Here is a 13,728-nt window from a genome sequence, read left to right as displayed (position 1 = left end):
AATATGAAATGTCTTTGGTACAGCTTTCTTTTTTTAAAACTAAGCCCCAACATTATGAAAAAACAATTGCTCAAAGTCAGTTTGCTATTTACCCTTCTCGTTTTGGTAGTATCGTGTCAGGAGGAAGAGGTCTCAGAAAAGAAAGTATTAGTCAGCTCAAGTTTATTTTTAACACGATCAGCCAGTGAATTACAAACCTTTATTAGCGTGGCAGGGATAGATCTACCCTTAAGTGAGTTGATATATGATGTGGAAATTTATAAAGTCACCTACACTACACCCTATAAAGGAGATGATATTACTGCCTCAGGCCTGGTTATTTTACCCAAAACAAACAGCCCTGTAGGTTTACTTAGTTTTCAACATGGCACTATTGCTGCACACAATCAGGCGCCTACGGCCCTTGCCCTCAACAGCAGCGAATTAATTCTGTATGCAGCATTAGCATCTCCTGGTTTTATCGCTGTGATTCCTGATTTCATTGGCTTTGGGGCCTCCGCAGAATTGATGCATCCCTACTATGTTGAAGACCTCACGGCCTCAGCCATACTGGATAATATCCGTGCAGGGAAAGAATTGGCCTCTCAGAAAAACGTAAAGTTTAATCAAAAACTTTTTCTAGCGGGTTATTCCCAGGGTGGTTATGCAACCATGGCAACACATAAGGCAATAGAGGAAAATGGTTTCCCGGGATATGAACTTATCGCCTCTTTTCCTGCGGCTGGAGGTTACGATATTAAAGGTGTGCAGGAATATTTTTTCAGCCTTGAAACCTATGACGAACCTTTCTTCATTCCTTATGTAGCGTATGCTTATCAAACTGCATTTGACTGGACACAGCCTTTGAGCAATTTCTTCAATGAACCTTATGCTACTCAAGTACCGGGTTTATTTGATGGTTCTAAATCAGGCAGTGCTATCAATCAACAATTAACCACCTCCATTCTGGGCTTAGTCAATAACGATTTATTGGAGAATATCGACTCTGATCCTAAGTATAGCTATATCGTTGATGCTTTTAATGAAAACAGTCTTGTCGATTTTACACCAACTATCCCTGTATTTATGTACCATGGAAGTGCTGATGTTACTGTACCTTACCAAAACTCTGTTACAAGTTATGCGCAGTATATACAAAATGGCGCGAGTACAAATACTGTTCAGTTCTTTACACTCGAAGGTGTCACACACTACACGGGCTTCTTCCCTTATGCAGAAGATTTTGTGCCCAGGCTTCTGCAGTTAAGATAAATTTTTTAAAGGATTGCTCACGTGACAACTTATTTCAGGACGAGAGCACAGCAATAAAAAAGGCTTCGGATTCCGAAGCCTTTTTTTATTGCAATTAAGTAGTCAATTAGTTGCCACCTCTTGTAACTGGAGCAGGGCAATTTGGTATTAAACCAAAGATAGCGTGTGCAGTACCATTGCTGTTGGCAATGTTTGCTGATGCTACTGGAGCGCCATTTGCACAATCAACATCTTTAACAAAAATGGTTGGTGTTGTTGTGCCAGGGAAGTTTCCTGGAGTAAAACTTAATGTTACTTGACTTGCTGCCATTCTGTTACCACCCGTTGCTAAAGCAGTTGTATTAAATGAGCCAGACGTAATCACGTGATTAAGTATGGTAGCTCTTGCTTGGGCTTGTGTTCCTAAAGCGGCAATTAGCTGCGATGTGCTTGTGTAGCCTGCACCACCTTGTGCAGCCGGTGTTGTGAAGTAAGCATTAACCGGTAAAAAGGCAGTATAAGGGCCAGGGCCAGAAAGAATGGAGGCAAGCTTTGTTTCAAGTGTTAAGCCAGCTGCACAGTCAGCATAAGTAATCGCTGCTGCTAAGTAACTGAAATCACTACCCAAAAGAACCGTTCCTGAAAGTTTACCCAAAATTGGTGTTAAACTCGCACCTACTGATGGGGGAATCATTACTGATTCTACAATATGAACAACGCCATTATCAGCAACCAAATCAGGTGTGGTAATGTCAATTGCATTGTTTGTTGAACCTGTTAATAAAGTACCATCATTATTCACTTTAATAACCTGCACAGTACCCGCAGCTGATGGATTGCAATTATCAGGCTGAGTGAAAGCTGTATTGATACCAGCTCCTGTACCTGTTGGCGTTAAATCTGCTTTCATTAATGCTGTACCTGCCACAACGTGGTAAGCCAAAACACCTTTAATAACACTTGGGCTAATCTGCGTTATTTTAGCAGGGAAACCAGGTGTAGCCAATAAATTAACAAAGGCTGTGTTATTAGGCGCAAACAAAGTAATATTTGTTGTACCAGAAGCAACAGCTACTAAATCAGGATACACGGATAAATACTTGTATAAAGAGTCGAAAGACTTTAAAGGATCACCATTAACAGCTTGCTTGTACTCATCTTCGTTAAGTAATTCTGCAATAGTACCATCAAAGGTTACTGGCCCATCAGGATCATCATCATCACAAGAAGTCATAGCGATCGATGCAAAAAACACCACCGCCACCAGCAGGGTGAATTTTTTAAAGTTCAAAAACAGTTTCATGTTTCTCAATTGGTTAGTTTATTGATGACAAGTTTAACAAAATTAAACCGCTTTTGATCTGCATACCGAGTAAAAATTCTTTAAAAAAAGGCATTTCCAACGTTTTCGGTCGTTTTGGGGAACAAACGAATGATATTGTTTGCCCAAATGCATGAGTTAGGAAAGCAAGGCAGACCAAGCCTCCTCAATTTTTGAGTCTTTTAGGTATTCTTTTGCCTTCATTTGGCTCTCCCTTGAATAATCACCCAATTCGGCACCTTCAGGCAATTGTTCAATATTTGCCAGCATCGCCAGGTCATTGCCTGTTAGCACGGTGCTCTTTCTGATAGCTTCAGGGAGCTGATCTATACCGATGCCGATTTTCTCAAGTGGTTTCGGTACGGTAAATAAAGCCTTACCATTAGCCCGGCAATACCAATCGCCACCCATGCGGGCAACTGCATCTAACTTAAAAGGATCAATCCTTCCCTCAGCATCCAGTATTTCATCTTTAACATGTGCCAGTATAACTTCGCAGATGACGAGATTACCAGCACCGCCATTTAATCCGGTCGGAATTACCTGAAGTACTTTGCACTCAAAAGAAACCGGTGCCTCTCCTACCCTGGGAGGTTTAACCTTTGTTGAGGCAACGGATGTTAAGCCTGCTTTTATAAATTCATTGACACCTTTTTTATACTCAGTGCTCGCCAGCGACATCTGCTGCACCAAATCGTAATTACCAATATTAATTACCACTTCCGGCACTTCCAATACATTTTCGTAGGTATGCTTGGTTGTATTGTCTCTTCCTCTTCTGGCTGGAGAAAAAATAATGATGGGCGGATTGGCACCAAAGCAGTTAAAAAAACTAAAAGGACTCAGGTTTACATTTCCTTCTTTATCTATAGTACTGGCAAAAGCGATTGGCCGTGGAGCAATAGCACCCAGCAGGTAGCTGTGCATTTTACCTACGGTAACTTCTTTAGGATCGATTATCATAATTTCAGATTTCAAATTTCAAACTCAATATTGAATTTGGATTCTTTGAATTTTGGATTTACCGTGCTAGAAGTATCTTTCCTTTACATTCTCCGAAGCCAATGCGTACTCCGTCTTTCTCTGCAAAACCCTTGATTAATACTGTATCTCCATCTTCAATAAACTTGCGCTCACTTCCATCTGGCATCTGCAATGGTTTTTGTCCATTCCAGGTCAACTCTAACATAGAGCCATACGAACCCGGTGAGGGTCCGCTGATGGTGCCCGAAGCATATAGATCACCAACCTGAATGTTGCAACCATTAATCGTGTGGTGCGCTAGCTGTTGGCACATATTCCAATACATGTATTTAAAATTAGATCTGCTGATGGTTGTGGGTTCCGATTTATCTGTTTGCAAGTACACATCTAACTGAATATCAAAATTGCGTGCACCTTCATATGACAAATACGGTAATACCTGCGGAAGCTGATCCGGGCCTTTCACTCGAAAGGGTTCCAATGCATCCAGGGTAACAACCCATGGGGACATGGTCGAACCAAAATTCTTGGCCAGAAAAGGACCCAGTGGTACGTACTCCCATTGCTGAATATCGCGTGCAGACCAATCATTAAACAAGACTAAGCCTGCTATATGTTCTTCAGCTTGCTTAGTAGAAATTGATGAGCCTAACTTCGTTTCGGTACAAGTAATGAAGGCGACCTCTAATTCAAAGTCAACCTTTTTTGAAGGTGAAAACACAGGCAACTCAGCATCTATTGGTTTAACCTGACCCTTTGGTCTGTGCAGGTTAGTACCTGATATAACTATAGAGGATGCACGACCGTGATAGCCAACGGGTAAGTGCTTCCAGTTGGGTAATAGGGCATTCTTAGGATCGCGGAACATAGACCCTACGTTGGTGGCATGTTCTTCGCTGCTGTAAAAATCGGTATAGTTACCAATGCGTACTGGCATCAGCATCTGTACTTCACTCACAGGGATCAGCGCTATCTCACGCACTGCTGCATTTAATTCATCGTTGTCGTGTCTTAACAATTCAGAAACGCGGTTACGCACAGCGGAAATCATTTTTCTGCCTAATGCAAAAAAATCATTCAAATATTTTTGATTAAAAATGCCAGAGGGCAGGCCTAAGCCATCGAGGTAACCATTTTCATGCAGATAAACCAGGTCCAGTACATGGTTGCCTATAGCCACACCGGCTACGGCTGATAAATATTTGGTTTTAAAAATACCAAAGGGAAGATTTTGTATTGGGAAGTCAGAGCCTTTCGGTACTTCTACCCAGCTTTTAAGCGAAGGATGGTTTGCGTCAATCATGAGGGCAAGTTAATGCTTATTGTGCATTTGTGCAGATTGAATTAACCTTGAGTTTAAACACAATCAATAACCACAAAGGACGCAGAGATTCGCAAAGACATTCGCTATCTCTTTGCAAACCCTTACATTAGTTAAAGTAATAACCGCAAATGTCGCAAAGGTTCGCAGAGATATTCTTTCTTTGCGACCCTCTGCGCGCTCCGCGGTTAACTAGTTCTACAACCGCAAAGAACGTCAAGGTTCGCAGAGAGCTTTTTTCTTTTTTGCCAAGCATTACGAAATCTGAGGTTAAGGTATATTTCTAAATACTTATAATAGGCGCAATCTAAATAGTAGTTTAGCTTTGCAGCATGCAACGATTTTTGTTTCCGCATGAATTTGAAGAAAGGCTTCGCGCACAACGCGGCCATGACTGGCAGGCATTTTCAGCCGTGCATGGAGAGCCTTCCCCCGTAAGCATACGCTTGAATCCTGCGAAAACTAAAGACTATACTACTCTACTAAAGCAACAGGCTTTACAAAACATTCAAGCGGTGGCCTGGACAAAGCATGGTTTTTATTTAAGTGAGCGTCCTAGCTTCACGCTAGATCCTGCCTTTCATGCCGGTGCTTATTATGTGCAAGAGGCTAGTTCTATGTTGTTAGAACAAGCTATTCTACAGCATGTAAATTCTGCTGAAGGAATACGCGCACTGGACCTATGTGCTGCACCCGGAGGTAAGTCTACACATCTGCTCAGTTTACTTTCAACTAACAGTCTATTGGTAAGCAATGAAGTCATTCGCAGCCGCGCAACAATTTTAGCGGAGAACATTACCAAGTGGGGTCATGCTAATGTTGTTGTTACCAATAACGACCCTGAGGATTTCCAAAAACTGAAAGGTTTTTTTGATGTAATGGTTGTGGATGCACCTTGTTCTGGTGAAGGCCTCTTTCGAAAAGATGCAGAAGCCATGAAAGAGTGGTCAGTCGATAATGCCAAGCTTTGCACTATGCGCCAGCAGCGTATTGTACATGATGTGTGGCCTGCGCTAAAGGAAAATGGTATTTTAATTTATTGCACCTGCACGTATAATCCGGAAGAAAATAATAAAAACATAGCGCGTTTCGCGCAAGAATTAAATGCCGAAGTATTACCACTCAACATCGATGCAAACTGGGGCGTGCAACCATTGGATTACGGTTACCAGTGCTTTCCTGATAAGGTAAAGGGAGAGGGGTTTTATATTGCTATACTTCAAAAAAAAGAAACACAGGCCAGTGGCCGTATGCGTGGCGTAAAAACTGTTTTTACTAAAATACCTAGTACAGCAGGGCGTTACCAACAATGGCTTAATAGCAATGAAGTAAAACTCACACAGTTCAGGGAATTTTTATTGGCCATTCCAACAGAACAGGAAGAGGCCATTGCTTTTGTTTGCTCAAACCTGAAAACAGTTTCAGCAGGCACAACCATGGGAACACTTAAACACGAGAAACTTATTCCTGATCATGCGCTGGCTATGAGCATTCAACTAAACAAGGAAAATTTTCCTCATGTACCAGTCAGTTATGAAGAAGCAATTACTTTTCTACGCAAGGACGTATTTTGGCAAGAAGGACTCACCAAGGGATTTTCTTTAATTCAATATGAAGATTTTACGCTTGGCTGGGCCAATGTACTGGATAACAGACTTAACAATCTCTATCCGGCCGACTGGAGAATAAGAATGGCCGGCAACTAAAAGTTGCACGGCCACTTAACCAACCCGTAAACAGTGGATTGCATTCTATCCTTGTTTCTACCTCCCCAAGATAGGTTAACAGAGGATAGAAAAATTACCTGCATCGATTCGATACAGGCAATGACTTTGTTGTTATAAGCCTTGAATAATATCCATGATGGCTTCTACACCTTCAACTCCGGCAAAGAAAATACCAACACAAAATACTTTCTGATAATAATTGGCTTTACCAATAGCGAGCGGTAAGGAGCTAACGGAAAGCGCAGTAAATCCAATAGCGAAAATCGCAGTCATTAATAACACAGCCAAAGGTGATTGCAGGAACAAAATACCTGCAAGACTTACCAACACGAGTACAAAGCTGATCCAGAAAGAGCGTATCAGGCCGTAATTGGTTACCAGCGAACTAAAAGGCAATGACAATAATGCTGATATAATCAGGATACCAACAGAGATGATACTTCCATTATTTCCCTTCAATACATCGGCAAGTTTGGCATCCATAATGGCAGGGAAAATATTGAAGAGACATGAAGTAGCAACACCAAGGGCAATACCCATTAACAAAATGAAACCATATTGTGAACGCTGTGTGTCTAGTTTAAAAGCCGCTTGAGGTCTTGCATCTTTATTATCTGACTTTAGCAAAGAAGCAGCAGCATTTTTCTTCAAAGCGTAGCCAGAAACAAACACCACTACCCCGCCCGTTATAAAGGTTGCCGGTGCACCTAAGAAATCAATGATATCTACAATAACGGGTTCTAGAGCATACAATAAATTACCTACGATAGTTAAAATAGCCATGGCGCGGGGTAATTTTTCAACTGGCATAAACGACTCAATGGTAGATAGCGCTGGGCTTGTAAAAATGCTCATGGCCATTAACCAGAAAACAATCAACACCGGTAAAATCCATTTAAATATTTCACCAGGGTTTCCTAATAGTGTAAAAGCAACCGCCATAAAAATCATGGCAGCGAATGAAATGCCCGCACTAATAATGGGTAACCGGTTACCGCGCTCAAAACGATAGCGGTCGCCAATACGACCGGCAATCATGGGTGTGATGGTAAGGATAACACCTTGAACCACCATTAATAAGAATGTAAAATCGGTGAACTCAAATTGTACGAGTAGCTTGGGTTGATAGCGCTGATAGGCGATCCATCCGATGACTACCGAACCATAAAGGGCAGCGAGGCTCCAGAGTTGTTTCCACTGAATTTCGTCCTGTTCACCTTGTTTTGAAATAGTTGCTTCCATGTTTTTAGCTGTTTTTTGGGGTTAATGAATCAACTTACGAATCTGATCATGCTTTTGGATTTGTTGGTACTTAAAAAATCTTCTTTTCGGTCATTTTCTGTATTTTTGCCCTTTATTTATCGTTTTAGCATGTCTTTATCTACAAAATACAATCCTTCAGAAGTTGAAAATAAGTGGTACCAACTGTGGTTAGAACGTGGTTTCTTTAAAGCCAAGCCTAATCCAGCCAAAGAACCCTATACGATAGTTATCCCACCTCCCAACGTAACGGGGGTGCTGCACATGGGCCATATGCTCAACAACACCATTCAGGATGTGCTGATTCGCAAAGCGCGTATGGAGGGCAAAGAAGCACTTTGGGTAGCAGGAACGGATCATGCCTCGATCGCCACAGAAGCGAAGGTAGTAGCTATGCTGCGGGAACGTGGCATTAAAAAATCTGACCTGACCAGAGAAGAATTTCTGAAATACGCCTGGGAGTGGAAAGAGAAATATGGCGGAATTATTTTAGAGCAATTAAAGAAACTGGGAGCTTCCTGCGATTGGGATCGTACGAAGTTTACCATGGATGATGATTATTATGAAGCGGTCATTGATGTATTCATTGACCTCCATAAAAAAGGATATATCTATCGCGGGCTGCGTATGGTAAACTGGGATCCACTCGGTAAAACTGCCTTGGCGGATGATGAGGTAAATCATAAAGATGTACAGTCTAAACTTTATTACATCCAATATAAAATAGAAGGAAGCAATGAATTTGTGACCATCGCTACGGTACGTCCTGAAACTATTATGGCGGACAGTGCGATTTGTGTTAATCCAAAAGACGAACGTTACACACACTTAAAAGGTAAGCGTGCCATCATTCCTTTAATCAATAAAAGTATTCCGATTATTGAAGATGATTATGTGACCATGGATTTTGGGACAGGCTGTTTGAAAGTAACGCCTGCTCACGATATGAATGACTACATGCTTGGCCAAAAACACAAGCTTGAAGTACTTGATATCTTAAATGACGATGGAACACTTAATGAAAAGGCACAACTTTACATAGGTGAAGACCGATTCATTGCGCGTAAGAAAATTGCCAAAGAACTTGAGGAGAAGGGACACCTGGCAAAAGTTGAGGATTATAAAAGCAGCGTAGGTTTCTCTGAAAGAACCGATGCTGTTATTGAACCGCGTTTATCGCTACAGTGGTTTTTAAAAATGGATACTATCACCAAGCCTGCACTTGAGCATGTGATGAATGATGATATTCAGTTGATTCCACCTAAATTCAAGAATACCTATCATCATTGGATGGCCAACGTTCGCGACTGGTGTATTTCGCGTCAGTTGTGGTGGGGACATCGCATACCGGCATGGTATAATGAAGATGGAGAAATTGTGGTGGCAAAAACTGATGCTGAAGCGAGGGAACAATTTCAAATTTCAAATTTGAAATTTAAAATTATTCGACAGGATGAAGATGTGATGGATACCTGGTTCAGCAGCTGGCTCTGGCCGATTGCTGTATTTGATGCTTCGGTTTTTAAGGATGGCAACAAGGGTAATGCAGATCTGAATTACTTCTATCCTACCAATGATTTGGTAACTGCTCCGGAAATTTTATTCTTCTGGGTAGCACGTATGATTATTGCCGGATATGAGTATCGCAATGAAATGCCGTTCAAGAATGTATACCTGACAGGTATTGTTCGCGATAAACAAGGTCGCAAGATGTCGAAGTCTTTGGGTAACTCGCCTGACCCCTTGGACTTGATTGCCAATTTTGGTGCTGATGCCGTGCGTACGGGTATGCTCTTTTCTTCACCAGCAGGTAACGACTTATTGTATGATGAAAAATTAGTAGAACAAGGCAGAAACTTCTCTAATAAAATATGGAATGCTTTCCGTTTAGTAAAGGGATGGGAAGTAAGCGATATTGCAACACCGCAGGAAAATTCAGTGGCCATTGCCTGGTTTGAATCTAAGTTACATGCATCGCTGACAGAACTGAACGATCACTTCAGCAAGTTCCGCATGTCTGACGCCTTGATGTGCATCTACAAACTTGTGTGGGATGATTTCTGCGCCTGGTATTTAGAAATGGTGAAACCTGAATTTGGTAAACCCATTGATAAAACCAGCTATGAGAAAACAGTTCAGTACTTTGAGACGTTGCTAAAGGCACTACATCCTTTCATGCCATTTATTACAGAAGAATTATGGCAGGAACTGCGTGAGCGTAAAGGCAATGACTACATCATCGTTGCGGAGTGGCCTACAGTACAATCTTTTGATCAAGGTATTTTAGCAGAGGCTAATCTTGCTTTTGAAGTGATTGCTGAAATACGCAACCTGCGCAATGCCAAAGGCATGTCGCCAAAAGAAGCATTGGCCTTGCACATTAAAAACAATGGCTCAGAAAAACTGGACACCTTTTTACCTATCGTAAAAAAATTATCCAATTTGAAGGCGATAGAAATGACTGATGCCAGCATCAGCAATGCCAGTTCGTTTGTTATCCGCTCCATGGAATTCTTCATTCCGATGGAAGGAAAAATTGATGCCGCAAAAGAGAAAGAGACTTTGTTGAAAGACCTTGAGTATCAAAAAGGCTTTTTGAATTCAATAGAGAAAAAACTGGCTAACGAAAAATTTGTAAGTAGTGCCAAAGCTGAAATTGTCGACAACGAAAGAAAGAAGAAGGCAGATGCAGAAGCGAAGATCAAAGCAATTGAAGAGAGTTTGAGTAGAATATAGGCTGACTCACCCCTGATCATCTTCGATGATCTTTCCCCTCTCTACTTGCAGAGAGGGGTGGCTTTCGTAAAAAAATTGAGTTAGTGATTATACTCGTCCTGAAAAAAAATAAAAACATTAGAGCTAAATCTGATAATCTTCGATGATCTTTCCCCCCTCTACTTGTAGAGAGGGGTGGCTTTCGCAAGAAAGCCGGGGTGAGTAGAAATATTGTACATAGGTCAAATTCGTATGATAAAAGTTTAAATGAAATAAAGATTGTTTATATCTAAATGATCAACTAAATCTTTTTGGTAATAATTAAACTAAAGAATTTCAAAAGTGCGTTGAAAATTATACTTTCAACGCATGAGTATTACCTCTCTGGGCCGATCCCTAAGAAAAAATCAAACTAAAGCAGAAGCTAAACTTTGGTACTTTATCAGGAATAGAAAAATAAAAGGAAAAAAGTTCAATCGACAGTATCCCATTATTTATAAAGTTGAAGGAAACAAACGTTACTCATACATAGCTGACTTTCATTGTGCAGAGAAGAAACTCATTATTGAACTAGATGGTGGCATTCATGAACAACCAGAACAGTATAAGTATGATCAGGCTCGAGATGGCATACTTAGTGAATTGGGATATAAAGTAATTAGATTTAAAAACGAGGAATTAGAGGAGATGCCATTGGTGCTGGATAAGATAAGGGTGCATCTTTGAAATTATTAAAATTCCGTTTCATTCACTAATAAGCCTCATACCACTCAAATCGCTCTTTTACTATTTTAGTTTTCTCCGTTTTTAAATGCGCTAACAAGGCCTTGGCAACAGGCGAAAAGCTTTTACCCTTTATCCAAATCAAATTCCAAACAGATTTAATTGGAAATCCCTTCACCGGAATAATCTGTAAGTCTCCATTTTGCAGTTCGTTTTTTATACCAATCAAGGGCATAATGGAATAGCCGAGTCCGGCTATTACAGCTTGTTTAACCGCTTCATTACTTGTTAACTCCATTTTCTTTCTTACCGGCAGGTTGTTTCTTTGTATAAATTTCTCCATCACATAACGTGTGCCCGATCCATGCTCTCTGTAAATAAGGGGTAGTGCTTCAAAAATCTTTTTGTCATACTCTTTACTTTTAAATTTCTGATCGCTATTGCCTACCATGAAAAGTTTATTCTGTAAAAGTTCTATCCTATCAATTTGCAAGTGTTGTGGAAGTACAGATACCAGCGCGAAGTCTACTGCATTTTTTTCAAGATCATCTATAACCTTACTCTTATTGGTTACGTCAAGCAACAACTCCACAGCAGGGTTAGCATTTAAAAAATCAGTGAGAAAGTATGGCATTACATATTTACCAGTTGACACAACGGAGATCTTCAATCGCCCACTTAGCTGACCTTTAAAAGCAACTGTTTTAAAATTGATGGCATTTACTTTATCCAATATATCTTCAGCTGCCCTGGCAATTTCAGCACCAAAATCAGTGACATATAATTTTCTGCTCACTACCTCGGTTAAGGGCACATCAAACTGGTCTTGAAAGTTTTTTAACTGAATGGAAACCGCTGGTTGCGTCAGGTGCAGCTCTTCGGCTGCTTTGGTGATACTTTTCACCTGGGTGACTTTTAAGAAAACCTGAAGCTGATGAAGGGTATAATTCATAAATATTATTTATGTTAATCATTACAAATATATATAAAAATATATGTTTAAAGATGATGAGTTTTGCAGCACCAAACTAAAACAGACGTATATGAATATTGAAGCGCTTTTATCATCTATCGATCAACAACAGGATGGCGATGTCCATAAGTTCAAACTTATTCAGGGTACCTTTAAGGCAGAAGATGCAAAAAGAATTTTGCTGGAAATGCTTAATAACAAAGTAAATTTTCACAGCAGGCAAATTCACAGAATACAAGAGCATTCGGGAGGCAATACCCAACATTCTGAAAACAGGATGAATGAGCTCCTGGATACCATGGAAGTATTAAAGAAGGTGCTTATCCAGGCAGAGAAAAATAACCGAGAGGTAAAAATTTCTTGTCCTATTACTATAGAGCTTGTATAAGCTACGTATTAAATATTAAATCTGTGCAATCGGCATCATGATAGACTATAAGCTGCTCATTGATAACCTTACTAATCCTGCTTTACTTTTCTTTGTCTTAGGTATTTTGGCGGTAAGATTAAAAAGCGATCTTGAAATACCTCCAAACTCTTCCAAGTTTATCTCACTATACCTTTTGTTCTCCATTGGTTTCAGAGGAGGACAAGAGTTGGCACACAGTGATTTTTCCATCAGCATTCTTTGGTCTATTCTTTTCGGCATCGCCATTGCATGCATTATACCGCTTTACACTTTCCTTATTTTAAAGAAAAGATTGAGCACAGAGAATGCCGGTGCCATTGCTGCTGCTTATGGTTCGGTTAGTGCGGTTACTTTTGTTACTGCACTCTCCTTTCTTGAGATTCAAAATTTAAAATCCAGCGGACACATGGTAGCCGTGATGGCTTTAATGGAAGCACCGGCCATTGTTATTGGTGTTATGTTGATTCGTTTATGCAGTGAAAAGAATCAAGAGGCACCAAAAATGAGAAGCATTCTTAAACATTCACTCACCAATGGAAGTGTATTGCTTATTTTAGGCAGTTTAGTTATAGGTCTACTGGCCAGCGATCAGCAAGCACAAGGGATCAAACCTTTTACAACAGATTTATTTAAAGGATTCTTAGCCATCTTCTTACTTGACATGGGTATTGTGAGCGGAAAAAAACTGAGTGACTTCCTGAAAAGTGGACGCTTCCTTACTGTGTTTGCCATCATCATTCCTCTCTTCAACGGTGCCTTGGTGGCCGCCATCAGTAGCGTTGTAACCCATGAAGTGGCCGACAGGTTTATCCTTGCCGTATTGGCTGCCAGTGCTTCCTATATTGCCGTGCCCGCAGCCATGAAAATAGCAGCGCCAAAAGCGAACCCAGGCATTTACTTTCCAATGGCGCTGGCGATCACTTTTCCATTGAACATTACCATCGGACTACCGATTTACCTATCACTTGTTCGGACGTTTTAGCTTTTCATTGGACGTTTTAAGGCGTAGTCAATTTGCAGGAATCATTATAGAAGATTCCTGCGTAGCCAAATTGTTGTCTCTTC

At 40.6% G+C, this 13,728-nt stretch carries 11 protein-coding genes; 6 read left to right on the top strand and 5 right to left on the bottom strand.

All coding sequences use genetic code 11. The features are described from left to right. Nucleotides 1–54 precede the first annotated feature (54 nt). Nucleotides 55–1,251 carry an alpha/beta hydrolase family protein gene (locus ACO1XM_RS16070; RefSeq protein WP_486230819.1) on the top strand — a complete coding sequence of 399 codons (1,197 nt, stop codon included), beginning with the start codon at nucleotides 55–57 and terminating at the stop codon, nucleotides 1,249–1,251. Nucleotides 1,252–1,357: 106 nt separating this feature from the next. Here ACO1XM_RS16070 and ACO1XM_RS16065 read toward each other — a convergent pair whose 3' ends face one another. The 3 genes from ACO1XM_RS16065 to fahA all read right to left on the bottom strand — a co-directional run bounded on the left by ACO1XM_RS16065 (nucleotide 1,358) and on the right by fahA (nucleotide 4,838). Then, a complete protein-coding gene (locus tag ACO1XM_RS16065) occupies nucleotides 1,358–2,533 on the bottom strand; it encodes a fasciclin domain-containing protein (RefSeq protein ID WP_486230817.1) in 1,176 nt (391 codons plus the stop codon). 156 nt (nucleotides 2,534–2,689) lie between these two features. Further along, nucleotides 2,690–3,514, bottom strand: coding sequence for a flavin reductase family protein (locus tag ACO1XM_RS16060; RefSeq protein WP_486230815.1), 825 nt, complete (start codon nucleotides 3,512–3,514; stop codon nucleotides 2,690–2,692). A 58-nt stretch (nucleotides 3,515–3,572) separates the two neighbouring features. After that, on the bottom strand, nucleotides 3,573–4,838 hold the full coding sequence (fahA, locus tag ACO1XM_RS16055; protein ID WP_486230813.1) for a fumarylacetoacetase: 1,266 nt from the start codon (nucleotides 4,836–4,838) through the stop codon (nucleotides 3,573–3,575). Nucleotides 4,839–5,188: 350 nt separating this feature from the next. Between fahA and ACO1XM_RS16050 the strand changes: the two genes are divergently transcribed. After that, nucleotides 5,189–6,562: a methyltransferase RsmF C-terminal domain-like protein gene (locus ACO1XM_RS16050; RefSeq protein ID WP_486230811.1), complete on the top strand. Its 1,374-nt coding sequence runs from the start codon at nucleotides 5,189–5,191 to the stop codon at nucleotides 6,560–6,562. Nucleotides 6,563–6,694: 132 nt separating this feature from the next. Here the strand turns inward: ACO1XM_RS16050 and ACO1XM_RS16045 are convergent, their stop codons facing one another. Further along, nucleotides 6,695–7,825 carry an MFS transporter gene (locus ACO1XM_RS16045; RefSeq protein WP_486230809.1) on the bottom strand — a complete coding sequence of 377 codons (1,131 nt, stop codon included), beginning with the start codon at nucleotides 7,823–7,825 and terminating at the stop codon, nucleotides 6,695–6,697. Nucleotides 7,826–7,954: 129 nt separating this feature from the next. On the opposite strand from ACO1XM_RS16045, the gene ACO1XM_RS16040 reads away from it, so the two are divergent. Together ACO1XM_RS16040 and ACO1XM_RS16035 are read left to right on the top strand one after the other, a co-directional pair. After that, nucleotides 7,955–10,579, top strand: a complete 2,625-nt coding sequence (locus tag ACO1XM_RS16040; RefSeq protein ID WP_486230807.1) for a valine--tRNA ligase — start codon at nucleotides 7,955–7,957, stop codon at nucleotides 10,577–10,579. Nucleotides 10,580–10,927: 348 nt separating this feature from the next. Beyond that, complete coding sequence (locus ACO1XM_RS16035) at nucleotides 10,928–11,284, top strand: endonuclease domain-containing protein (protein ID WP_486230805.1); 357 nt, start codon at nucleotides 10,928–10,930, stop codon at nucleotides 11,282–11,284. 25 nt (nucleotides 11,285–11,309) lie between these two features. On the opposite strand, the gene ACO1XM_RS16030 is transcribed toward ACO1XM_RS16035, so the two are convergent. After that, complete coding sequence (locus ACO1XM_RS16030; protein WP_486230803.1) at nucleotides 11,310–12,233, bottom strand: LysR family transcriptional regulator; 924 nt, start codon at nucleotides 12,231–12,233, stop codon at nucleotides 11,310–11,312. A 91-nt stretch (nucleotides 12,234–12,324) separates the two neighbouring features. Between ACO1XM_RS16030 and ACO1XM_RS16025 the strand changes: the two genes are divergently transcribed. Together ACO1XM_RS16025 and ACO1XM_RS16020 are read left to right on the top strand one after the other, a co-directional pair. Next, entirely contained in the window at nucleotides 12,325–12,642 is a 318-nt protein-coding gene (locus tag ACO1XM_RS16025; RefSeq protein WP_486230801.1) for a hypothetical protein, read from the top strand. Between the two features lie 40 nt (nucleotides 12,643–12,682). After that, nucleotides 12,683–13,645: a sodium-dependent bicarbonate transport family permease gene (locus tag ACO1XM_RS16020; protein WP_486230865.1), complete on the top strand. Its 963-nt coding sequence runs from the start codon at nucleotides 12,683–12,685 to the stop codon at nucleotides 13,643–13,645. Nucleotides 13,646–13,728 lie beyond the last annotated feature (83 nt).

This window comes from Chryseotalea sp. (assembly GCF_057350905.1).
This window is presented reverse-complemented; position numbering and strand designations above follow the sequence as displayed.

What these genes read in the sequence shown, in the direction of transcription:
- ACO1XM_RS16050 (WP_486230811.1), top strand. Translation starts at nt 5,189, where the DNA reads ATGCAACGATTTTTGTTTCCGCATGAATTTGAAGAAAGGCTTCGCGCA.
- ACO1XM_RS16025 (WP_486230801.1), top strand. Translation starts at nt 12,325, where the DNA reads ATGAATATTGAAGCGCTTTTATCATCTATCGATCAACAACAGGATGGC.
- ACO1XM_RS16070 (WP_486230819.1), top strand. Translation starts at nt 55, where the DNA reads ATGAAAAAACAATTGCTCAAAGTCAGTTTGCTATTTACCCTTCTCGTT.
- ACO1XM_RS16060 (WP_486230815.1), bottom strand. Translation starts at nt 3,514, where the DNA reads ATGATAATCGATCCTAAAGAAGTTACCGTAGGTAAAATGCACAGCTAC.
- ACO1XM_RS16045 (WP_486230809.1), bottom strand. Translation starts at nt 7,825, where the DNA reads ATGGAAGCAACTATTTCAAAACAAGGTGAACAGGACGAAATTCAGTGG.
- ACO1XM_RS16040 (WP_486230807.1), top strand. Translation starts at nt 7,955, where the DNA reads ATGTCTTTATCTACAAAATACAATCCTTCAGAAGTTGAAAATAAGTGG.
- ACO1XM_RS16030 (WP_486230803.1), bottom strand. Translation starts at nt 12,233, where the DNA reads ATGAATTATACCCTTCATCAGCTTCAGGTTTTCTTAAAAGTCACCCAG.
- fahA (WP_486230813.1), bottom strand. Translation starts at nt 4,838, where the DNA reads ATGATTGACGCAAACCATCCTTCGCTTAAAAGCTGGGTAGAAGTACCG.
- ACO1XM_RS16035 (WP_486230805.1), top strand. Translation starts at nt 10,928, where the DNA reads ATGAGTATTACCTCTCTGGGCCGATCCCTAAGAAAAAATCAAACTAAA.
- ACO1XM_RS16065 (WP_486230817.1), bottom strand. Translation starts at nt 2,533, where the DNA reads ATGAAACTGTTTTTGAACTTTAAAAAATTCACCCTGCTGGTGGCGGTG.